The sequence below is a fragment of the Dyella humi genome, assembly GCF_044904605.1.
Taxonomy (GTDB): Bacteria; Pseudomonadota; Gammaproteobacteria; order Xanthomonadales; family Rhodanobacteraceae; genus Dyella_B; species Dyella_B humi.
Window position 1 is genome coordinate 1,578,318 of the sequence record NZ_JADIKI010000023.1, and the last position, 22,826, is coordinate 1,601,143.

Sequence of the window (22,826 nt, forward strand, 5' to 3'; positions counted from 1 at the left end):
CATCGAGTTCAGGTAAGCGGCGAAGCACGGGCGAGCGCTAGACCCTTACGAGTACGAGCCATTGAGAACTCGAATCACTGAAAGACGTTTCGCTATGTGTATCCCGTGATGGACCATCGCTAGGCTGTGCATCACAACGCATGACCGCGCGAGAGAGCAAAGCCCATGAAACGATCGTCACGATTCGCCTTCATCGCAACCATGTTAGGCAGCTTGATCGTCCCTGCCTCGGTCGCGTTGGCCATACCGCCAGCCACGTCGTCGACACTCGCCGGAACCTGGACGCTGGCAGCGGCCGACGTGCTGCATCCGGATGGAACGCGCACGTCCGATTTCGGCGCCGCGCCCAAGGGCGTGCTACTGATCGACAAGCAAGGTCACTATTCATTGCAAATATTCAGGGCCGACCGCCCGCGCTTCAGCACTGGCGACAAGGCGAAAGGAAGCGATGCCGAATACAAGGCTGCCGTGATGGGCTCCAGCACGCACTTCGGCACGGTCAGCATGGATTCGGCGCGCGGCGAATTGGTCTTCCATATCGACGGCGCCTCGTTTCCCAATTGGGAAGGCCAGCAGCAGCGCAGACAGTACGAATTGAAAGGCAACATGCTCAGCTATCGCGTGCCGCCGCGTCCGAACGGCGATGTGCCGATTTCGGTATGGCAGCGTGTCGACACGAACATGGCCGGCCACTGAAGGCAGACCAAGACGTTGCCACATTTCTGTCATTTCGGCCCCTTAGGGTGGCTGGATGACTTATCCAGCAAGCGCTGACCGCCGAAGCCAGGCGGTACCGGCATGACGATGAGGCGGCGGGACTTTCTCTGTGGCGCCGGTACGTTTTTGGGTGCATGGACACTTGCAGATGCGTGGCGCATGGCATCGGCATCGTCCATGCCGATGGCGATGCCGGCGCGGACCAGTGCGGCCACCCTGGCTGCGCCCAAGGTGCCGCTGATCAATCCGACCTCGCTGGCGCGTTTCGTCGATCCGCTTCCCATTCCCGCCGTGGCGCGCGCTTCGGATCAGCGCACGCATCCGGCTTATCCGGGACGTACGCTGCCTTGCTATCGCGTGACGATGCGCGAGTGCAAAGTGCACCTGCATCGCGATATTCCAGCTACGCCGCTATGGGGCTACAACGGCCAGTTTCCCGGCCCGACTATCGAGGCACGGCGCGGCGAGCCGTTGTTGGTCGAATGGATCAATGGATTACCGCCGAAACATTTTCTGCCCATCGATCACACCATCCATGGCGCGGAACACGACAAGCCTGAAGTGCGCGCGGTCACGCATGTACACGGCGCGCGTGCGCCGGCCAAATCGGATGGTTTTCCTGACGATTGGTACACGCCCGGCCATTCGGCGCTGTATCACTATCCCAACGGACAGGATGCGGCCACGCTGTGGTATCACGATCACGCGATGGGTATTACGCGGCTGAACATCTATGCCGGCTTGTTCGGGGCGTATCTCGTGCGGGATGACGAGGAGCAGGCGCTGCATCTTCCCTCCGGCGAATGCGACATACCGCTGATGCTGTGCGATCGTCTGGTTGCGCAGGATGGCCAGCTTTATTACCCCGTGTCGGACGATCCTTCTGCGCCGTGGGTCATGCAGTGCAACGGCAATCTCGTGTTGTGCAATGGCAAGATCTTTCCCTACCTCGACGTAGAGCCGCGGCGCTATCGCTTTCGCGTCATCAATGTGGCGAACACGCGCTTCTTCGATCTCTCGCTATCGCACGATCAACCCATGCAGCAGATCGCTAGCGATCAGGGGTTGCTTTCCGCACCGCTACAGCGCACGCGCATCGAGTTGCACCCGGCCGAGCGCGCCGACGTGGTAATCGATTTCTCGGACTTCGCCGGCAAGTCTCTGCAATTGCGGCATGAAGCGGAAGGCATTCTGGAATTCCGCGTACGCGATCGCGGTACCCGCGACACCTCTGCACTACCTGCAACCTTGCGCAAGGTGCCGCGCATCGATCCGGCGAGTGCTGCGCGCCAACGCATCCTCACGCTCAACGAAACCGACGATGCCAACGGCAACGCGATGACGATGCTGCTGGACGGCAAACGCTGGTCCGATCCCGTCACGGAAAACCCGCGACAGAACAGCATCGAAACCTGGAGCTTCGTCAATCTCACCGGCGATGCGCATCCCATTCATCTGCATCTGGTGCGTTTCCAGGTGATCGATCGCCGACCGTTCGATCTCTTCGCGTGGAATGCGCATCGCAAACTGGTGTTCACCGGGCCGGCCATTTCGCCCGAGCCACAAGAACTTGGATGGAAGGACACTGTGCGCGCCGATCCGGGAATGGTCACGCGTATTGCGATGCGCTTCGAAGGCGAGCCGGGACGCTACGTGTGGCACTGTCATCTGCTTGAGCACGAAGACAACGAAATGATGCGCCCGTTCGACTTGTTGCCGGCGCATTCGTGAAGCGCGCGTCAATGCAGCGTGCAAGTTGTCACATTTGTCGCAGCACTGTCATCGCGCGCTGACGCAATGTCGCGCTCTTGCCAACGTTACGTCATCTAAGCAGCGCAGACTTCCATACGGTTTGCGGGGGACTTGCGCATCGCAAACCGTAATCAGGGGGATTACTCGATTGCAGGCTTTCGCAGCATGCCAGCAGGAGACACCAGTTATGCCCACGAAGTTTGGCCGTACCCGGTTGAAACCTTTTGTACTCGGTGCGCTCATCACCAGCCTTGTCGGGCTGGCGAATGCGCAGACCGCGAGCCCACCCAATGACGCGCACTTCCGCGCGAACGTGCCAGCCACGGGCACCAAACCCGTGGACGGTCAGCCCGGCGGCGCGGTCACGCTCTACAGCCCGAATGACGGCCAGGACGCCAGCAACCGCACCCGCACGCCGATCAAGCACGTGATTCTGCTGATCGGTGAAAACCGCACCTTCGACCACGTGTTCGCTACCTACACGCCGCCGAAAGGACAAACCGTCGAGAACCTGCTGTCCGAAGGCATCGTCAATGCAGACGGCACGCCTGGTCCGAACATGACCAAGGCGCAGCAGTGGCAGGCGAGCCAGACTGGCGATTATTCCAACTCGCCCACACACACCAGCGCATATACCAACCTGCCGCCGATGAATACCGGTGGTGCGCCCACCCAGCCGTATCTTTCTTCTGTCGCACAGGCGGAAGCGATCGAGCCAGGACTGCTGCCGAATTACTACCCCTATCTCGCCGAGGGCGGCACCGGACTGCCGAACGACGTGATCGATACGCGCTTCCCGGCCACGCTGCCGAATGCGCCGGTCGATATGCATGCCTCGATCAGCTACAACGATTACGCCAACAGTCCCGTACACCGTTTCTTCCAGATGTGGCAGCAGCTCGATTGCGACGTGAGCCACGCGACTTGGAAGAATCCCAGTGGTTGCCGTGCCGACCTGTTCCCGTGGGTGGAAGTGACCATGGGTGCCGGCAACAACGGCAAGACGCAACCGGCCAACTTCACGGATGAGAGCACCGGCGAAGGTTCCACGTCGATGCAGTTCCTCAACATGGCGCAGGGCGATGTAACGTACTTCAAGCACCTGGCCGAGCAATATGCGCTCAGCGACAACTTCCACCAGTCGGTGATGGGCGGTACCGGTGCCAATCACATCATGCTGGGCTTCGGCGACCCGATCTATTACGCCGACGCGAATGGCGAAGCGGCTGTGCCGCCATCCAACCAGATCGAAAACCCGAACTCGCAAACGGGTACCAACAACTGGTGGGTGCAGGACGGCTACGGCGGCGGCTCCTACGTGAACTGCGCGGATGAAAGCCAGCCGGGTGTCGGCGCGGTGCGCAAATATCTCAAGAGCCTTCCGTACGACGCTTTCCGCCACGGCGATTGCAAGAAGGGCGCGTACTACCTGGTCAACAACTACAACCCCGGCTACCTGGGCGATGGCACACCCGCACCGTTGGGCGCCAACCAGTTCACTGTTCCGCCGACCAAGCAGCAGAATCTCGCGTTGCTGCTGGCCCGCCATCACGTAAGCTGGAAGTATTACGGTGAAGGCTTCGACGGCGGCAAGGAAGACGGTGAAGCCGGCACCTTCTGCAACATCTGCGATCCCTTCCTGTATTCCACGCAGGTCATGACCAACGCGAAGCTGCGTGCGAACAACCAGGATCTCAACAACCTCTACAGCGATATCCAGAACGGCACGTTGCCGGCCGTTTCCATCGCCAAGCCGGATGGACTGCTGGACGGCCATCCGTCCTCGAGCAAGCTGGAGCTGTTCGAAGGCTACGCGCAGAAGATCATCGAGATGGTGAAAGCCAATCCGAAGCTGTGGGAGAACACCGCCGTCATGATTACCTTCGATGAAGGCGGCGGCTACTACGACTCCGGTTACGTGCAGCCGATCGACTTCTTCGGCGACGGCACGCGCATTCCGCTGCTGGTGGTGTCGAAGTATTCGACCGGTGGCCGCGTGGTGCACACGTATGGCGATCACGTATCGTTCGACAAATTCGTGGAAGCGAACTGGGATCTGGATGAAACCATCTCCCGCCGCAGCCGCGACAACCTGCCGAACCCGATCTCGCTGCCCAACAACCCGTATGTGCCGCTTAACTCCCCGGCCATTGGCGACCTGATGGACATGTTCGACTTCCATCGCCATTGGGATGGAGATTCAAGCGTCGTTTCGGCGAAAAACTGAGTAAGCTCCGATGCATACCCTGCCTGCTCCGGCAGGCAGGGTATGTTGTTTCCGACCTGACACAACCCACATACGATTCGCACGATGACCTTGCTATCACGCTCTACTGCGCACCTCAGCCGCTGGTCCAATCCCGTTGCTGCCATGATGCTGATCGGCGCATCCGCTGCGTTCAGCACAAGCGCACATGCCGATCCGGCCGATTTCCAGGCCATGCCCGGCTTGTGGAAGATCACCTTGCACACCATCAAAGATGGGCATGCCGGCGCTCTGACCGTCAAATGGAAATGCTTCTACGACGGCGCGGATCCGTGGACCACTTTCGTGGATCCCGTGCAGTCAGAAGCAAATTGCGCGCGTAGCGGCGAACATCGCACGAGCACAGCATTGGCCTGGAAAACGACATGCGGTGCCCATGCCGGACATGGTCGTATCGCGCTGGACTCGCCGCAGCATTACACCGGTGAGGTAGCACTGGATGGCCAGGCTTCGCTGCAGGTGGAAGGCCAACGCTACGCCGCCTGCACCGGTCCGGCCGACTGATCGAACCTGTCCCCCTTTCGATCGCCAGCCTTCACATCACCAACACATAACCGGGGCCAAGTTAGCCCGCGATGGATGGAGGAAGGCCGTCCGGGCCAGCGTCATGCCGGACAACGTGCGAGCGCAACGCTCGCGTTAGGACGACCAACAAAGGGGGAACAATTTATGCTTTTCGCCAAAGGCGTGAAAGCCGGTGCCGTCGTGGCACTGGTGATGACGAGTGCTGTGGTCAGCGCAGGTACCTTTCCGGATTACGGCTATCAACCGCCGGCCACGTACAAGGGTCCGCTGTTCGAGTTGAGCCAGAACTACCCGACAACGCTGCCGAGCGGACCGCCGCCTGCGTTTTTCAAATTGCTGCCGGCCAAGCTCACCAACAACTTCGAGCAATGGCGGCCGTATGTCGATGCGGTGAAGCAGTATTGCCTGGAGGGCAACGTCGAAAACGACTGGGTCGTGCAGAAGAACACCATCCGCCACTGGTACCACGCGCCATGGCAGCACTACGGACCGCTAGGACGCGAAGGCATTCACGGCCTGACCAAGGAAGCGCAAATTCAATCCAAGCAGCTTGCGTCCACGCAGATCACGAAAGGGCAGACCTTTGCCGTAGGCATCTACAACGATGTCGGTGGTTACACCTTCGGCGAAGTGTGGAAGAACCCGCAGGATCCCGATCCAAGCTTCACGTCCAAGCCCAACAGCTTTCATGACGGCACGGTGGTCTGCAAAGCGCTGTTCGCCGACATCGACCTTCAGCAGGTGCCGTTCCTGGTCAATCCGGTGCTGTGGCAGGCCTACATCACCGACACTTTCGATTCGGCCAATCGCGAGATCAAAAACGTTGCGCTGATTCAAATGGATTTCGCCGTGCGTGATAGCCGTGTGCCGGGCACCGGCTGGATCTTCGGCACCTTCCAGTACAACGGTGCAGTCACCGGCAAACCGGGCTGGGACAATCTGGTGCCGGTGGGCGTGATGTGGGGCAACGATCCGGAAAACAACAAGGACAACTACACCAACAAGCAGCCCACGGTGACCAAGATCAATCCTACGATCATGGAATCGGCCATCAACGCACGTCCGGAATTGCCACCCACGCACCTGGGTTGGAATGGACGTCTAAACGGTCCAGTCGATAACCCGGTAAGTTCGTGCATGAGCTGCCACATGACCGCCGAAAGCCCGCAACTTTCGCCGATGAATCCCACCTTCCAGGCGCCGGACAAAGTACCGCCAGTGGGATCGAAAGCATGGATGCGTTGGTTCCAGAACGAAGAAGCCGGCGTACCGTTCGATGCCGCGGCGCTCAGCACCGACTACAGCCTGCAATTGGCCGGTGGCATCGCCAACTTCTACGAATGGAAATGCGATCAGGGCGGCGTCTTCGTCGGTGGCGGCAATGCCTGCCAACAGGCGACCAACTTCCGCCTCAAGCTGATGAAGTCGGCTACACCGCCGGCGAAGGTCTACAAAGTGGAACGCGATCCGGCGCTCAACGAATTGCATTGATCGCCTGCGTAACAGCACGAGCCGGGCTGCTCAAACAGTCCGGTTCGTGTGCGCTGCAACGATTGTTCGCAGAACTAGCGATTTCCTTGCCACGGACTTTGCTGCGCGCAGTCATATCGAACAATGCTACGGGAAACCACTCGTTTCTCTGCCATCTCTCAAACCAGGCAGGCACGGGGCAGGCTTCTTGATTGCGCTTTAACAATCGCCCGAGTAGATTCCGGGCCTCGAGGGACAGGGGGCAAGCTGGTTCCATGGGGATGGACGGCCGCGAAGCTTGGTTGAATCGATCCGCCGGAAGCACCTCGGCGGAAAATGACGTTTGTGTGACGCATGATGACATCGCGTTACGCGCCGCCACAGATGCGGACATGGATTTTCTTCGCGACGTGTTTTCGTCCACGCGAATGCATGAATTCGTGAGCGCGGGCATGCCGGTGGAACAGGCCGAATCCTTGCTTGCCAGCCAGTTCTCTATCCAGCACACCTATTACCGTCAGCATTACCCGCATGGTCGCTTCGACATCATCATGCAGGGCACGAAAAATATCGGCCGGCTTTATCACGATTGGAGCGGTGATGTTGTCCAGTTGATCGATATCGCTCTCTTGTCGGCTTATCGCGGTGCGGGCATCGGCACGCGCTTGATGCGGGCGATCGTGACCGAGGCGGCTCGAAAGCACATGCGGATGCAGCTGTACGTGGAATTCGACAATCCGGTTCGAGCGTTGTATCGCACGCTCGGATTCGCGCCTGCTGGCGAAAACGGTATCTACGAGCTGATGCATCGGGATGCCATGCCCTTTGACGAAGAGGCGTGGGCGTCAGTAAGAGGTTTAAACAACCCTTTTCAATAATCGACGGTTGCATGGCGTTCGCAGCATCGTTGCGAACGAAACAGGGAGAGGCAAATGCAGGCTGTTCCAACCCATGAGGCGCTCACTGCATCGCTGAACCAGCTGTTCGTGCTGGAAACGGCCGATGGCCGTCGCGTAGAGGCGCGCCTGGCCGCTGCGCCAGCCGGCATCGCGATGAATGCAACGTACGTCAGTTATTCCGCGATCTTCGAACTGCCCGTTGGCATCGGGCTTCCCCAGGATACCTATCGCATTACGGCGCCTGATGGCACGTCCTGGGATCTGCTTGCCACGCCGACTCAGCCCAGTGCCGATGGCCGGGCCAACCTTACTGCAGTCATGCATTACCTGCGTTCCAAAGACGCCGCCCAGCGCGACACAGAACCGTCGTATCAGGTGGTGACGTAATCACTCGATCCTTCACTCTTAAACAGGGGAACATCATGAGCGATCCGTTTCTAGGCGAAATTCGTATGGTTGGCTTCACCTTTGCACCGAACGGCTGGGCCATGTGCAACGGAAACCTGATGTCGATCAACCAGAACACCGCGCTGTTTTCTTTGCTCGGCACGACCTATGGCGGTAATGGTCAAAGTACGTTCGGCTTGCCCGATCTGCAGGGGCGCTCGCCGGTCGGCACAGGCAGCGGCCTGGGGCTTAGCCCGATAGTACCTGGCGAAAAGTCCGGCAACGAGGCCGTCACGCTCTTGGTCACGCAGATGCCCATGCATACGCATACGACAGGCGGCGCCAATGTAACGGTAACCGGCAGTGCATCTATTCCGGCCTGCTCGTCGCCAACGTCTGGAACCTCAACGGGAACGCCTGGGGCGACTACGGTATTGGGGACGAGTATCGCCGGCGGCCGACCCGGCGAGCTGTACACCACCACCGCGCCGAACACCAACCTCCTGCCTTTCAATGTGCAGTCGACCGGCACAGTTTCCGCTGGCACGACTGGTATCACGGGCGGCAGTCAGCCGTTCTCGGTGCGCAATCCCTATCTCGGGTTGACTTGCATCATTTCGCTGCAGGGCATTTTCCCATCCCGTCCCTAGTTGGGTTCTCCGAATGAGCGTTGCACGGTCAACACGCCTCGCCGTTCGCGTTTCGCGCGACGGCAGGCGTAGGAACGGATTGGATCGTGCACGCTAAAAAACGGAGTGCGCCAGGCCAGCGGCGCACATCACACGTTAAAAAAGCGGCCGGGCGCCCGTACTCCCGGCCGCTTTCGTTTTGCTGAAGTACTTGCCTGACGATGAGCCTATTGTGATGTACATCACAAATAAGGCAGCATGCCGGCAGTCTGATTCGGGCTCTGAAGTGCTCGATTTTCGAGCAACCTCAGTAGCTGTTGATCAAGTTGATCGAGTTGCGGCGCCACGCTGTTGCCAGCAGCGAACGCGAAGGCTGGCATAGACGCTGCTTAAAGTTTTTGGGGATCACCACTCGAGGGGCCGCACGGATTATGCGAATCGTGGGTGATGTCGGTCGCGTTATTACCGCGTGAAGACTGGCGCTCAGCCACGGGCGCCTTACAGGGGACAATCAAATGAACCGCATCTTTCGGCTGGTCTGGAACCGTAAGCTGGGCGTGCTTCAGGTGGCGTCCGAATTCGCCCGTGGCCGTACCAAGGGTGGGCGCAGTGCTGAAGGTGGCACGCGCCGTGCCGCGTGGTTGGCGGGTATACCCCTGAGTCTGCCGCTTCTGGCGTTCGCGGCGACACCGTCTCCAGGCATCACCACGTCGAGCGCCGCTCCCACCGCAACTTCAGCCGTGGCGGCAAACGCACTGCCCACCGGCGGCCAGGTCACCAGCGGCGCCGGTCACCTTGCGCAACGTGGCGACACACTCACCATCAGCCAGCAGAGCCAGAACCTCTCGCTCAACTGGCAGACCTTCAATATCGGCAGCCAGTCCACCGTGGACTTTGTGCAGCCTGACGCCAGCGCCATTGCGGTCAACCGCATCGCCGATACCAACGGCAGCCAGATCTTCGGCCACCTCAACGCCAACGGTCAGGTGTTCCTGATCAATCCCAACGGCGTTCTGTTTGGTCAGGGTGCGCAGGTGAATGTGGGCGGTCTCGTCGCCTCGACGCTGGATGTCGACGACAGCGCATTGGGTACCGACTCGCTGAGCTTTAGTGGCACGGGCAAGGGCAGCGTGACCAATCTGGGCACGATCAACGTCAATGGCGGCGGCTACGCAGCACTGCTCGGCAATCAGGTCAGCAACCAGGGTGCGATTCATGCCCAGCTGGGCAGTGTGGCGCTCGCCGGTGGTAGCGCCGTGACGCTCAACTTCGGCGGCGACAAACTGGTGAGCGTGCGGGTGGACCAGAGCACGCTCAACGCGCTGGCGCAGAACGGCCAGCTGATCGAAGCGGATGGCGGCAATGTATGGATGACGGCCGGTGCACGCGAAAGCCTGCTCGCCAGTGCGGTGAACAATACCGGCACCATCGAGGCGCAGACCGTACAGAACCAGCACGGTCACATCATGCTGCTCGGTGGCATGGATGCGGGCACGGTCAGTGTGGGCGGCACGCTCGATGCCAGCGCCCCTAACGGTGGAAACGGCGGTCAGATCGAAACGAGTGCGGCGAAAGTCAACGTTGCGAATAAAACACGAATCACGACGGCCGCTCTGCTCGGTTTGTCCGGAACGTGGCTGATCGACCCGAATGATTTCACTATCGCGCCCTCTGGTGGTGACATTACGGGCGCCGCACTAAGCACTGAGTTGGGCGGCGGTAATGTTGTTATCCAGTCCAGCGCGGGTAGTACCAGCGGTACCGGCAACGTGAACGTGAATGACACGGTGAGCTGGGGCTCGAACACGCTGACGCTGGATGCGCAGAGCAACATCAATATCAACAGGACGATGACCGCAAGTGGTTCGGCGGGTCTCGCATTGAACTACGGCAGCTACAACGGTACGACCGTTACCACGCCGGCTGCGGGCACCAGCGTCAATGTGGGGCTGGGCGGCAGTGGGTTTGCTGGTCAGGTGAACTTTACGGGCAGCAACACGCTGAGCATCAACGGACAGGGCTATACGTTGATCAGCAGCACTGGGGTGCTGCAGGGCATTGGAACGAGCGGATTCTATGCGCTTGCGAGCAATCTGACTCTTCCGAGCTCCAGCTTCGTACCGATCGGAACCAGTACCGCGCCGTTCTCAGGGGTGTTTGACGGTCTTGGTCACACCATCAGCAACCTCACCATCACGAGTTCTTCCGCTGTCAATGTAGGCCTGTTTGGAGTGTCCTCGGGCACGATTCGCAACGTTGGCTTGCTTGGGGGGAGCGTTTCAGGCACAGCTACGGCAGTGCAAGCTCACATCGGTGGTCTGGTGGGCGATAACTTGGGCACCATTAGCAACGTTTTCACGACGGGAACGGTTAGTGGCTTGGGAGGCGGCGAAGCGATTGGTGGGTTGGTTGGCCAGAATGGTCAGAGCGGATCCTCCGTCGGAACCATCAGTAACGCTTACGCTACGGGAGCGGTCAACGGATCGTCATATACCGCCTATCTCGGCGGTCTGGTCGGGGCCAACTACGGCTCGGTGAGCAATGCCTACGCCACGGGTGCGGTGAGCGGTTCGTATGGCACCCCCACGGCCGCAGCGGCGGACTATATCGGCGGCCTGATCGGCTATAACGTGGGCGGAATCCAGAACGCCTACGAAACGGGCAATGTGTCGTGGACCTCCAATGGGATCAGCAACAACAATGAGATTGGAGGGCTGGTAGGGGTAAACGCGGGCACGATCAAAGACGCCTATGCCACAGGCATCATGTCGAATAGTGATGCAAGCAATCAGCTCGGTGGCTTGGTTGGGCTTGTCTCAGCAGGCACGACTACAGCCAGCTATTGGGATACGGAGACTACCGGACAGCAATTCGGGACTGGCGGTGCCGCAGCAACCGGGATGACCGGCCTGTCCACAGCCGGCATGATGCAGCAGAGCAGTTTTTCCTGGATCCCCGCAATCAGCGGCGGTAGTGGCGCCACCTGGCGAATCTACAACGGCTACACCACACCCTTGATCGACAGCCTACTGATTCCACTGACGATCAGCGCAAGCAATCAGACGGTGACGTATAACGGAACCAATCAAGACGCTGCAGTGTTGAGCTATTCGCTTGCATCGCCGAATCTTTCGGCGATCACACTGGGGCTGACGAACGCGCAGCACGCCGGCAGCTACGCCGAGAATGTCTCATTGGCGTATTCCACCAGTTACGACCTGAGCTTCGGCACGTCGAGCGCGACCCTGACGATCAATCCGGCGACGCTGACGCCGACGCTAACCAATACCGGTGTGACCAAAACCTATAACGGCACCACCGCTGCACCGGTCGGCTTTACTCCTACGTACAGCTATACCGGGCTGGTTTCCGGCGATACCAGCGCCAGCCTGACCGACACCAGTGCGACGTACAACAGCGCGCACGTGGTCAACGCTGCCGACGTCACGGTATCGGGTCTGAGCATCAGCGGCATTACCGGCAGCAACGGCTCGCTGGCGAGCGATTACACCTTGGCGGCCGCGAGTGAGAATGTGGCGGCGACCATCACACGCGCAATACTGACGCCGAGACTAACGAACAGCGGCGTGACCAAGGTCTATAACGGCACGACCAATGCACCGGTCGGCTTTACCCCGACGTACAGCTACCTTGGCCTGGTCCCTGGCGACACCGGCGCCATCCTGACCAACACCGGCGTGGCCTACAACGGCGTGCACGCGGGTAGCGCCTCCCGCATTACCGTATCGGGTTTGCGCATCCTCCTCATTACGGGCAGCAACGGTTCGCTGATCAGCGATTACACCTTGGCACCCAACAGCGCGAGTGTGGCGGCGACCATCACACCCGCGACGCTGACGGCAACGCTGACCAACAGCGGCGTGACCAAAACCTATGACGGCACGACGAATGCGCCAGGCGGCTTTACGCCGACGTACAGCTACAGTGGCTTGATCTCCGGCGACACCGGCGCCAGCCTGTCCGACACCGGTGCGGCTTACAACAGCGTGCACGTGGTCAGCGCCACCAACCTCACGCTATCGGGCTTGAGCATCAGCAGCATTACCGGCAGCAACGGTTCGCTGGCCAGCGATTACACCCTGGCATCCAGCAATGCGAATGTGGCGGCGACGATCACGCCAGCACCGCTGACGGTATTGCTCTCCAATACCACCAACGTCACCAAGACCTACGACGGCACCACAGCGGCACCAAGCGGTTTCAGTCCGACATACAGCTTCGCGGGCCTGGTATCTGGCGACAGCGCCACGGCGAGTAGTTCGGCGACGCCGACATTCAATTCGGCTCATGTCGCGTCGGCGACGGCGATCACGCAAGGTGGTTTGTCGTTGGCATCGATCACCGGTAACGGTACCGATAATTCCGTACTCGGCGATTACACCTTGGCGAGCACCACCGCTTCCACCGGTGCGGGCGTGGCAAGCATCTCGCCGCTGGTGTTGACGGCCACGGCACCGACCATCGGCGGCGCGACGACTAAGGTCTACGACGGCACCATCGCGGCAACCGGCGCCAGTTTGAACGGCGGTAGCGTCAGCGGTGCACTCAGTGGCGATAGTCTGGTGCTCGATACCAGCGGCATCACGTTGGACTACAACAGCAGTCATGTAGCCAATGCCAGCAGCATCAACGCCATCGGCAGTCTCGGGGTGAATATCGTCAGCAGCACGAACGGCAGTCAGAGCACGGACTACAGCGTGTCGGTGCCGGCGATCACTTCGGTGGCCGGAACCATCACGCCAGCGACGCTGACGTCGACGCTAACCAACAGCGGCGTGACCAAGACCTATGACGGCACGATCAATGCGCCGGTCGGCTTTACCCCAACGTACAGCTACAGTGGTTTTGTTTCCGGCGATACTGGTGCCAGCCTCGCCGACACAAGTGTGATTTACAACAGCGCGCACGTGGTCAGCGCCACCAACCTCACGGTATCGGGACTGAGCATCAGCGGCATTACCGGCAGCAACGGTTCGCAGGCCAGCGATTACAGCTTGGCATCCAGCAGCGCGAATGTGGCAGCGAGCATCACACCCGCGCCGCTGACGGCGACGCTGACCAACAGCGGTGTGACCAAAACCTATGATGGTTCGATCGCTGCGCCGGCTGGTTTCAACCCGACGTATAGCTACATCGGTTTGGCTGCCGGCGATACCGGCGCTAGCCTGGCCGACACCAGCGTGGCTTACAACAGCACGCATGTGGCCAGCGCCACCGACGTCACGGTATCAGGGCTAAGCATCAGCAGCATTGTCGGCAGCAATAGTTCGCTGACCAGCGACTACACCTTGACATCCAGCAGCGCGAGTGTGGCGGCGACCATCACACCCGCGACGCTGACGGCAACGCTGACCAACAGCGGTGTGACCAAGACCTATGACGGTACGACGAATGCGCCAGGCGGCTTTACGCCGATGTACAGCTACAGCGGACTGATTTCCGGTGATACCAACGCCAGTCTGGCTAACACCAGCGTGGCTTACGACAGCGCGCACGTGGCCAGCGCCACCAACGTCACGGTATCGGGTCTGAGCATCAGTGGTATTACCGGCAGCGACGGTTCGCAGGCCAGCGATTACACCCTGGCATCCAGCAGCGCGAGTGTGGCAGCGACGATCACACCAGCACCGCTGACGGTATTGCTCTCCAATACCAACGTCACCAAGCACTACGACGGCACCACAGCTACACCAGGCGGGTTCAGCCCGACGTACTTCATCGCAGGTCTGGTGTCTGGCGACAGCGCCGCGGTGAGTAGTTCGGCGACGCCGCTATTCAATTCGGCTCACGTGGCCTCGGCGACGAAGATCACGCAAGGCGGCCTGTCGCTGGCATCGATCTCTGGCAACGGTACCGATAGTTCCGTGCTCAGCGATTACACCTTGGTGAGTACCACCGCCTCCACCGGCGCGGGCGCGGCAAGCATCACGCCGCTGGCGTTGACGGCTACGGCACCGACCATCGGCGGCGCGACGACCAAGGTCTACAACGGTACCATCGCGGCAACCGGCGCCAGCTTGAATGGGGGCGGCGTCAGCGGTGCACTTAGCGGCGATAGCCTGTCGCTCGATACCAGCGGCATCGTGTTGGACTACAACAGCAGTCACGTAGCCAGTGCCAGCAGCATCAGCGCCAGCGGCAGTCTCGCGGTGGATATCCTTTCCAGCACGAACGGTAGCCAGAGCACCGACTACAGCGTGACACTGCCATCCATCGCCGCGGTGGCCGGAACCATCACACCGGCAACATTGACGCCGACGCTGACCAACAGCGGCGTGACCAAGAGCTATGACGGCACTATCAGCGCGCCGATCGGCTTTACCCCGACGTACAGCTACAGTGGTTTTGTTTCCGGCGATACCAACGCCAGCCTCACTGACATAAGTGTGATCTACAACAGCGCGCACGTGGTAGCCGCCACCGACGTCACGGTATCGGGGCTAAGCATCAGCGGCATTACCGGCAGCAACGGTTCGCAGGCCAGCGATTACAGCTTGGCATCCAGCAACGTGAGTGTGGCGGCGACCATCACACCTGCAACGTTGACGGCGACACTGACCAACAGTGGCGTGACCAAAACCTATGACGGCACGACGAATGCGCCAGGCGGCTTTACGCCGACCTACAGCTACAGCGGGCTGGTCTCCGGCGATACAAGTGCCAACCTCTCCGACACCAGCGCGGCTTACAACAACGCCAACGTAGCCAATGCCACTAACGTCACGGTATCGGGTCTGAGCATCAGCGGCATTGCCGGCAGCAACGGCTCGGTGGCGAGCGATTACACCTTGGCGTCCGGAAGCGCCAGCGTGGCAGCGACCATCACACCGGCCACGCTGACAGGCAGCCTTACTGGCTCGATCAGCAAGGTGTATGACGGTACTACCACTGCAACGCTCACACCGATCGATTACACGCTGAGCGGTTTTGTCAGTGGCCAGGGCGCAACGGTGACGCAGACCGCGGGTACCTACAACAGCCCCAACGTGGCCAACGCCACCACGGTCACAGCAACACTGGGTGGCGGTGACTTCACTGCCAACGGCGGCACGAACCTGTCCAATTACACATTACCCACCAGTGCGAGCGGTGCAGCGAGCATCACGCCAGCGTTGTTGCTGGTGACGGCGAACAACGCCAGCAAGACCTATAACGGTGCTGCCTACAGTGGCGGCAATGGCGTGGTCTACAGTGGCTTCGTGAATGGTGAAGGTGCATCGGTACTCGGTGGCACGCTGGCCTACAGTGGAGCTTCACAAGGCGCGGTCAACGCCGGGTTCTACACCATCACGCCGACAGGGCTGAGCTCGAGCAATTACACGATCAATTACGACAATGGCCTGCTGACGGTGAACCCGGCCACGTTGACGGCCAACCTCATTGGCGCGGTGAGCAAGGTGTACGACGGCACCACCGCGGCAACGCTGGCGTCGGGCAACTACACATTGACCGGTGTGTTCGGCAGCGATGTGGTGAACCTCAATAATCCGACGTCCGGCGTCTATGCCAGCGCCAATGCCGGCAGTGGCATCAACGTACAAGCGAGTGGATTGGCGATCAGCGGCAGTGGAGCAAGCAACTACATACTGAGCAACAGCACCGCCACCGCCGCCATCGGCATGATTACTCCGGCCCGACTCACCATCACGGCCAATAACGCCAGCACCATCTACAACGCGCAGGCGTACAGCGGTGGCAACGGCGTTATCTATAACGGCTTCGTCGATGGGCAGACTTCAGCAGTGCTGGGTGGTGCATTGACCTATGGCGGCAGTTCACAAGGCGCCTTGAACGTGGGCAGCTACACACTCATGCCCGGTGGCCTCGCGTCGAATAACTACGCCATCACCTACAACGGCGGTTCGCTCGCGGTAACGCCCGCCACGCTGTCGTACGTAGCGACACCTGCGCAGATATATGCCGGCCAAGCGATTCCGACGCTGACCGGCATGATTACCGGTTTCCAGGGGAACGACACGTTGGCCAATGCCACCACCGGTGGGCTGACCTTTACCACTCCGGCCACAGCACAGAGTCCGGCCGGGGAATACGCCATTAATGGCAGCGGCCTGGCCGCGAACGATGGCAATTACGTCTTCGTGCAGGCCGCAGGCAATGCGATAGCGTTCAATGTGTTGGCCAACGGTGAAGTGGCGTTACCAGGCGTGGCGTATCTGGAGCAGCAAGTGGGTCAGTCAGTGCCCACTGCCACCGAACTACCGCAGGGCGGCTTGCTGGTGTCGGCGATGACCACATCGGATGGATCGGCGCCGTCCACCGTGCCGCTCCGGTCTGCTACTCCAGCGGCTGCGTCGGATCTCTACACGCCGGATGTACGCGTAGTGGGCGGCGGTGTGCGCCTGCCATAACGACTCACACCATCTTCCTTCCTCGTCTTTCGGATGCTTGCCTGTGACCCGATCTATCGCGTTGCGTTTATCGCCCCTCGCCATGGCCTTGTTGGTTGCTCCCGCGTTCGCGCAGCAGACGCCGCCCACCAGCGGTCAGCTACTGCAGCAGGCGCAGCCTCCGCAGCAATCGTTACCCAAACGTGAGCCGGGGATACAGATCCAGTCGCCCGTGGCCGCCCACGTCACCGATAACACGCCCTTCGAGGTGAAGCAGATTGTCGTTAGCGGCAACACTGCTTTCGATACAGGGACGCTGCACGCTCTGGTCGCCGACGGTGAAGGCCACACGCAGACGCTCACCTCGCTCATCGTGCTGGCGCAGCGCATCACCGATTACTACCGCGCCCATGGTTATCCGCTGTCGCGCGCCACCGTGCCGGCACAGGACTTGAGTAACGGCGTGGTGCAGTTCAAGGTTATCGAGGCGCGCTATGACCAGGTGCAGGTGATCAACCACAGCCGTGTCCAGACGAGCCTGCTCAACGCTACGCTCAGCCCGTTGCAAAGCGGCCAACTGGTCACGCAGGATGGACTGGATCGTCAGCTGTTGTTGTTGAACGATCTACCGGGAGTGCAAGGGCATGCCGTACTAGGCCCCGGCAGAACGCCCGGAACCAGCGACCTCAGCGTCGATGCACAGGCGCTGCCGCCTGTGACCGGCAACCTTACGCTGGATGATGGGGGAGATCGCTACACCGGCCGTATCCGTTTGGGCGGCAATGTGGCCGTGAACAATCTGACAGGTCTCGGCGATCAGCTCAGCGTGGGGCTTTTGGCTTCCGACGAGCACATGCACTACGGCCATGCGGCCTATGACTTTGCGCTCAATGGTGCAGGCACCCGGTTCGGACTTGCGTACTCGACGCTGTCCTACCAATTGGGCGATGGCTTGTCGGACCTGCATGCCCGAGGGCATGCCACCGAAGCCAGCGCGTGGTTGTCGCAAGCCATCGTGCGCAGTCCCAACACGAATGTCAGTGCACGACTGGAAGTGGACAATCACCATTTGGCGGACGACACCGGCAGCACCGGTGTGCACGATGACCGCCACACATGGGACTGGACGGCCAGTAGCACATTCGATCACCGCGATAGCTGGGGCGGAGGAGGCGTGACGCAAGCGCAACTGTCGCTGACACGCGGACAGCTAGGCTTTGACAACGCTGCAGCAAAGGCCAGTGATGCAGTGACAGCCCACACGCAGGGGCATGAGCTGCATTGGGATGGCAATGTGAGCCGCCTGCAGACGATCACTGCCACGACGCGCTTGTACGTGGCACTCAGTGGTCAATACAGCCACCACAACCTGGACTCCTCCGAACAGTTCCTGCTTGGTGGTATGCAAAGCGTACGTGGCTACGAAGTGAGTACGCTGGCCGGTGCCTCGGGTTATCTGGCCACGGTGGAACTGCGCCATGACTTGCGCCTGCCCGGCGGAGCTTGGCAGGGCAGTGTGTTTGCCGACAACGGTGGACTATGGATCAACCCGCATCAGTGGGCTGGTAGCACTGGCAGCAACCACGCCACGCTGAGCAGCGTGGGCGCTGGACTGGCCTGGGCCGGTCCCGATCAATGGATAGCGCAAGTGCAAGTAGGCCAGCCGGTCGGCAGCACACCGGAGCTTGCAGGTAAGCGCCCGTCCACGCGAGCATGGGTGCAGCTTAGCAAGGGATTCTGACGTGGCAACACCTACTTTCGTTGGCGTCACTGGGCTGCCGCGTGCAGGTTCGACACTGCTGTGCCAGCTGCTCGCGCAGCACCCGGAGATCCAGTGCGAAGGGCACAGCTCGCCGTTGTGCAACACGCTGCTCGGCATCCGGCGGATGATCAGTGACGATCAGTTTTTTCTGTCGCAGTTGGATTCATCGTTCGAGACCAGCTACGCGCATCTGGCATCGGCGATGCGGGGCTTCCTGCATGGCTGGTATCACGACAGCGGCACGCACCGAGTGGTCATCGACAAAAACCGCGCGTGGCTGCATGCGGTCGAACTGCTCCTGCATATCGAGCCGGAAGCCAAACTGATCGTCTGCCTGCGGGAGCTCGGGCAGATTTACGGATCGATCGAGGCGCAGCATCAGCGCACGATCCTGGTGGACTTTATCGATCATCTGGCGGACTACGACCGCTTTGGCCGCGCGGACATGCTGTTTGCGAAGGATCGTGTGATCGGCGCACCGCTTATCTCATTGCAGGCAGTGCTGGATTTGCCTGACGCCGTGAAGCAGCGGTTGTACTTCGTGCGCTTCGAAGACCTGATCGCGCAGCCGGTGAAGTGCATGTCGCATCTGTATGCGTGGCTGGGACTGGCGCCGTTCGAGATTGATCCGGAGCAGCTCACGATGGGGACACAGGAAAGCGACAGCCACTATCGGATGAAATACCCACACCGGCAGTCCACACGCATCGTGGCATCCACGCCACATGCTGTGCCGCAACGGATCCAGAAGCAGATCGAGACAGTGTGGGCATGGTTCTATCGGCTTTACTATGGAGAGAAGATGCCCTGAAGAGGAAGCGGATCTCAACCCGCCCTGCCCACTTCAGGCGTGGCCATCGGTTTGCCCAATTGCCGCGAGCGACGCTTCTCCTCTCGCCGCGCCTTGCGTACCGCTTTACGCACGTGGCGATCGTGTTGCCACAGATAGATCGCCGGCGTGCTGAGCAACGTAAGCAGCTGCGACACGAACAGGCCGCCGAGAATGGCGATGCCCAGCGGTTGACGCATTTCCGAGCCAATGCCGAAGCCGATCGCCAGCGGCAATGCCGCACCCATCGCCACCAGCGTGGTCATGGTGATGGGGCGGAAGCGCACTAGTGCGGCTTCGCGAATCGCTTCCGGCGGTGTGAGGCCGCCTTCGCGTTCGGCCACCAGCGCAAAGTCCACCATCAGAATTGCGTTCTTCTTCACGATGCCGATCAGCATCAGCACCGCGATCACTGACATCGTGCTGAGTTGCGTATGCGTGATCAGCATGGCGAGAAAGGCGCCCATGCCGGCCGCGGGCAAGGTCGAGAGAATGGTCAGCGGATGGATCAGGCTTTCGTACAAGATGCCCAGCACGATGTACATGGCGAGAATCACGGCGATGAAGATGATGAGCACATTGGCCGCCGCGTCGGCCAACTGCTGGTTGTCGCCGGTGTATTTCTTGAGCACGCCGGCAGGAAGTTGCGCGGCGAACATGGCTTGGTCGATGAGCTTCAGACCATCCGTCTGCGTGACGCCTTCGGCCAGGTTGTAGTTGATCGTCGCCGCCTCGAGCTGATTGTAGTGCTGGATATCGATGGGCTCGATACGTGGCCGGATGTGCGCCACGGCAGAGAACGGCACCATCTTGCCGTGGCTGTTGCGCACGTACAGGTTGAGCAAGGTGGCGGGGCTCAGCGAATACGCGTTGTCGGCGATGAGCACCACCTGGTACTGGCTGATGTCGGAGTAGATCACCGACGCAGGCGTTTGCCCGAAGGCATCGGCCAAAGCCTGATCGATCTGGCCGATGTTGACCTGCAGGCGCGCCGCTGCGTTGCGATCGATTTCGAGCAACTGCTGCTTACCGATGCTGTCGAACGTTGAGCTTACGTCCTTGAACTGCTTCATCTTGCGCATCACCTGCGCCAGTTTCAGCGTTGGCCCTTGCAGCGGCTGGGCGGTGGTGCTGGTGAGCTCGAAGGCGTACTGGCCTTTCGCCTTGGTTTGACCGCCGCCGCCGAAAAATCCCAGGCTGGTGACGGCCACGTTCACATCGGTCAGCTTCTTGTACTGTTCGTTGAGCCGTTTGATCACCTTATCCGCGGGATCGCGTCGTTGGCCCGCGCCGTCACCGCGTGGCTTCAAGTCAATGAAGAAGCTGGCTTCGTTGCCCACTGCACCGTTGGTGTTGTTGCCGCCGAGAAACGCGGCTACGTCCAGAACGGCCGGGTCGGCCAGCATGACCTTGGCCACCGCTTGTGTGCGCTTGCCCAGCAGGTCCGGCGAGATGTTGGCATCCGCCACCATATCAGCTTGCAGCATGCCCGTATCGCCTTCCGGCATCACCGTGCCACCTGCCGTTTTCACCACCGCGATGGCCACGCCGACGGTCAGCACAAGCAGGATCAATGGCTGCCAACGCATGATGCGACGGTGATGCATGGCCCAATCCAGCCCGCGCTCGTAAATACGCAGCAGCCAGCGGTCCATGCGTTCCACCGCTGCTTCGAGCTTGCCCGGTGCGGCTCTGTCGCGTTTTTCCTCGGTGAGATACCGGCCGCACAATGCGGGTGTCAGCGTTAGCGAAACCACTGCAGAAATCACGATGGTTGCGATCAGCGTGACCGAAAATTCACGCATCAGCATCACCATCTGATTGTGGCCGAAGACCATCGGTGCGAATACCGCCACCAGCGACAGCGTGATCGAGATGACGGTGAAACCGATCTCGCGCACGCCGGTGAGCGCGGCATCCAACGGTTTGGCGCCTTTCTCCATATGGCGAAAGATGTTCTCGATCACCACGATGGCGTCATCCACCACAAAGCCCACGCACAGCACCAACGCAATCAGCGATAGCATGTTGAGCGTGAAACCGAGTGCGTACATCAGTACGAACGCACCGGCTAGCGACAGCGGCACGCTAAACATCGCGATGATGGTCGGCCGCATGCGGCGCAGGAACAGCAACATCACCAGCGCCACCATTACGATGCTGAGTAGCAACGCCACTTCCACTTCGTGCAGGGCGGACTTGGTGGACTGCGTCAGATCGAAGATCGGCGTGATCTGTACGTCGGCCGGCACCAGCTTTTGCAGTTTCGGCAGCGTGGCGCGGATTTCCTCCACCACTTGCACGGCGTTCGCCTCGGGCCGCTTCTGCACTTGCATGATCGCTGCATGCTGGTTGTTGAACCAGGCCGCTTGTGTGGCATCCTGCTGTCCATTGCTGACGCTTGCAACGTCGGACAGATGTACGGGAGCGCCCTTCTTGTTGTTGGCGATCACCAGCGCAGCAAAGTCGGCTGGCGTTTGCAGGCCGCCGTTGGCAGCTATCGTCATCTGCGTCATGCCGTCGTTGATGATGCCTTGCGGTGAGGCCACATTCGCTGCGCGCAGCACGTTCGCTACGTCATTGGCAGTCAGGCCTTTGGCCGTCAGTGCGGCGCCATTCAAAGATATCCGAACGGCATGCGGCGAACCGCCGATCAACTGCGCCTGCGATACGCCGGTAATCTGCGCTATCGCCGGTCGCATCAGCGTATCGGCGATATCGTAGAGCTTGTCCGATGGCATGCTGGTGGACGTCATCGAGATCAGCAGTACCGGAATCTGCGACGTGTCGTTCTTGAATATCTGCGGCGGAAACAGCGCCATTTCGGTCGGCAAGTCCGGTGCGGCGGCGTTGATGGCCGCCTGTACGTCGCGAGCGGCCTGATCCGCGCTGCGGGACATCTCGAATTGAATCTGGATCAGCGAGCCGCCGCTGTTCGAGTCCGATTGCATCTGCTGGATACCGGGAATGCGCCCGAGCTGGCGCTCCAGCGGCGCCGTTACAGTGGATGCTATGGTCTGCGCGTTGGTGCCAGGTAACTGCGCAACTACTGCTATGGCAGGAAATTGCACCGATGGAAACGCAGCGATGCCCAGCACCAGATAGGCACAGAATCCCGCCAACACCAGCCCGATTGCCAGCAGGGAGGTGCCGATGGGGCGGCGGATGATGGGTTCGAAAATATTCATGCAGGTATCCCTGCATTCGCCGCAGGGACGGCG

The 22,826-nt window shown here is 60.4% G+C and carries 12 protein-coding genes; 11 read left to right on the top strand and 1 reads right to left on the bottom strand.

Going from position 1 to position 22,826, the window contains the following annotated elements; genetic code table 11:
- The first annotated feature begins 165 nt into the window (after nucleotides 1–165).
- The 11 genes from ISP18_RS18320 to ISP18_RS18370 all read left to right on the top strand — a co-directional run bounded on the left by ISP18_RS18320 (nucleotide 166) and on the right by ISP18_RS18370 (nucleotide 19,587).
- A complete protein-coding gene (locus tag ISP18_RS18320) occupies nucleotides 166–696 on the top strand; it encodes a lipocalin-like domain-containing protein (RefSeq protein WP_380015479.1) in 531 nt (176 codons plus the stop codon).
- 180 nt (nucleotides 697–876) lie between these two features.
- On the top strand, nucleotides 877–2,448 hold the full coding sequence (locus tag ISP18_RS18325; protein WP_380015482.1) for a multicopper oxidase family protein: 1,572 nt from the start codon (nucleotides 877–879) through the stop codon (nucleotides 2,446–2,448).
- A gap of 208 nt (nucleotides 2,449–2,656) precedes the next feature.
- Complete coding sequence (locus tag ISP18_RS18330) at nucleotides 2,657–4,696, top strand: alkaline phosphatase family protein (RefSeq protein ID WP_380015485.1); 2,040 nt, start codon at nucleotides 2,657–2,659, stop codon at nucleotides 4,694–4,696.
- Nucleotides 4,697–4,780: 84 nt separating this feature from the next.
- Entirely contained in the window at nucleotides 4,781–5,239 is a 459-nt protein-coding gene (locus ISP18_RS18335; protein ID WP_380015488.1) for a hypothetical protein, read from the top strand.
- Nucleotides 5,240–5,404: 165 nt separating this feature from the next.
- Nucleotides 5,405–6,751: a hypothetical protein gene (locus tag ISP18_RS18340; RefSeq protein ID WP_380015491.1), complete on the top strand. Its 1,347-nt coding sequence runs from the start codon at nucleotides 5,405–5,407 to the stop codon at nucleotides 6,749–6,751.
- A 191-nt stretch (nucleotides 6,752–6,942) separates the two neighbouring features.
- Nucleotides 6,943–7,608, top strand: a complete 666-nt coding sequence (locus ISP18_RS18345; protein ID WP_404559533.1) for a GNAT family N-acetyltransferase — start codon at nucleotides 6,943–6,945, stop codon at nucleotides 7,606–7,608.
- A 54-nt stretch (nucleotides 7,609–7,662) separates the two neighbouring features.
- Nucleotides 7,663–8,016: a DUF6916 family protein gene (locus ISP18_RS18350; protein ID WP_380015497.1), complete on the top strand. Its 354-nt coding sequence runs from the start codon at nucleotides 7,663–7,665 to the stop codon at nucleotides 8,014–8,016.
- Nucleotides 8,017–8,051: 35 nt separating this feature from the next.
- Entirely contained in the window at nucleotides 8,052–8,666 is a 615-nt protein-coding gene (locus tag ISP18_RS18355) for a phage tail protein (RefSeq protein WP_380015500.1), read from the top strand.
- Nucleotides 8,667–9,160: 494 nt separating this feature from the next.
- The gene (locus ISP18_RS18360; protein WP_380015503.1) at nucleotides 9,161–17,035 is read left to right on the top strand and encodes a YDG domain-containing protein; all 7,875 of its coding nucleotides are present in this window, start codon (nucleotides 9,161–9,163) and stop codon (nucleotides 17,033–17,035) included.
- A gap of 43 nt (nucleotides 17,036–17,078) precedes the next feature.
- The gene (locus tag ISP18_RS18365) at nucleotides 17,079–18,755 is read left to right on the top strand and encodes a ShlB/FhaC/HecB family hemolysin secretion/activation protein (RefSeq protein WP_380015506.1); all 1,677 of its coding nucleotides are present in this window, start codon (nucleotides 17,079–17,081) and stop codon (nucleotides 18,753–18,755) included.
- A gap of 1 nt (nucleotide 18,756) precedes the next feature.
- The gene (locus ISP18_RS18370; protein WP_380015509.1) at nucleotides 18,757–19,587 is read left to right on the top strand and encodes a sulfotransferase family protein; all 831 of its coding nucleotides are present in this window, start codon (nucleotides 18,757–18,759) and stop codon (nucleotides 19,585–19,587) included.
- A gap of 14 nt (nucleotides 19,588–19,601) precedes the next feature.
- Here ISP18_RS18370 and ISP18_RS18375 read toward each other — a convergent pair whose 3' ends face one another.
- A complete protein-coding gene (locus ISP18_RS18375; protein WP_380015512.1) occupies nucleotides 19,602–22,793 on the bottom strand; it encodes an efflux RND transporter permease subunit in 3,192 nt (1,063 codons plus the stop codon).
- Between the last annotated feature and the right edge of the window lie 33 nt (nucleotides 22,794–22,826).

What these genes read in the sequence shown, in the direction of transcription:
- ISP18_RS18335 (WP_380015488.1), top strand. Translation starts at nt 4,781, where the DNA reads ATGACCTTGCTATCACGCTCTACTGCGCACCTCAGCCGCTGGTCCAAT.
- ISP18_RS18320 (WP_380015479.1), top strand. Translation starts at nt 166, where the DNA reads ATGAAACGATCGTCACGATTCGCCTTCATCGCAACCATGTTAGGCAGC.
- ISP18_RS18355 (WP_380015500.1), top strand. Translation starts at nt 8,052, where the DNA reads ATGAGCGATCCGTTTCTAGGCGAAATTCGTATGGTTGGCTTCACCTTT.
- ISP18_RS18340 (WP_380015491.1), top strand. Translation starts at nt 5,405, where the DNA reads ATGCTTTTCGCCAAAGGCGTGAAAGCCGGTGCCGTCGTGGCACTGGTG.
- ISP18_RS18330 (WP_380015485.1), top strand. Translation starts at nt 2,657, where the DNA reads ATGCCCACGAAGTTTGGCCGTACCCGGTTGAAACCTTTTGTACTCGGT.
- ISP18_RS18325 (WP_380015482.1), top strand. Translation starts at nt 877, where the DNA reads ATGGCATCGGCATCGTCCATGCCGATGGCGATGCCGGCGCGGACCAGT.
- ISP18_RS18375 (WP_380015512.1), bottom strand. Translation starts at nt 22,793, where the DNA reads ATGAATATTTTCGAACCCATCATCCGCCGCCCCATCGGCACCTCCCTG.
- ISP18_RS18360 (WP_380015503.1), top strand. Translation starts at nt 9,161, where the DNA reads ATGAACCGCATCTTTCGGCTGGTCTGGAACCGTAAGCTGGGCGTGCTT.
- ISP18_RS18350 (WP_380015497.1), top strand. Translation starts at nt 7,663, where the DNA reads ATGCAGGCTGTTCCAACCCATGAGGCGCTCACTGCATCGCTGAACCAG.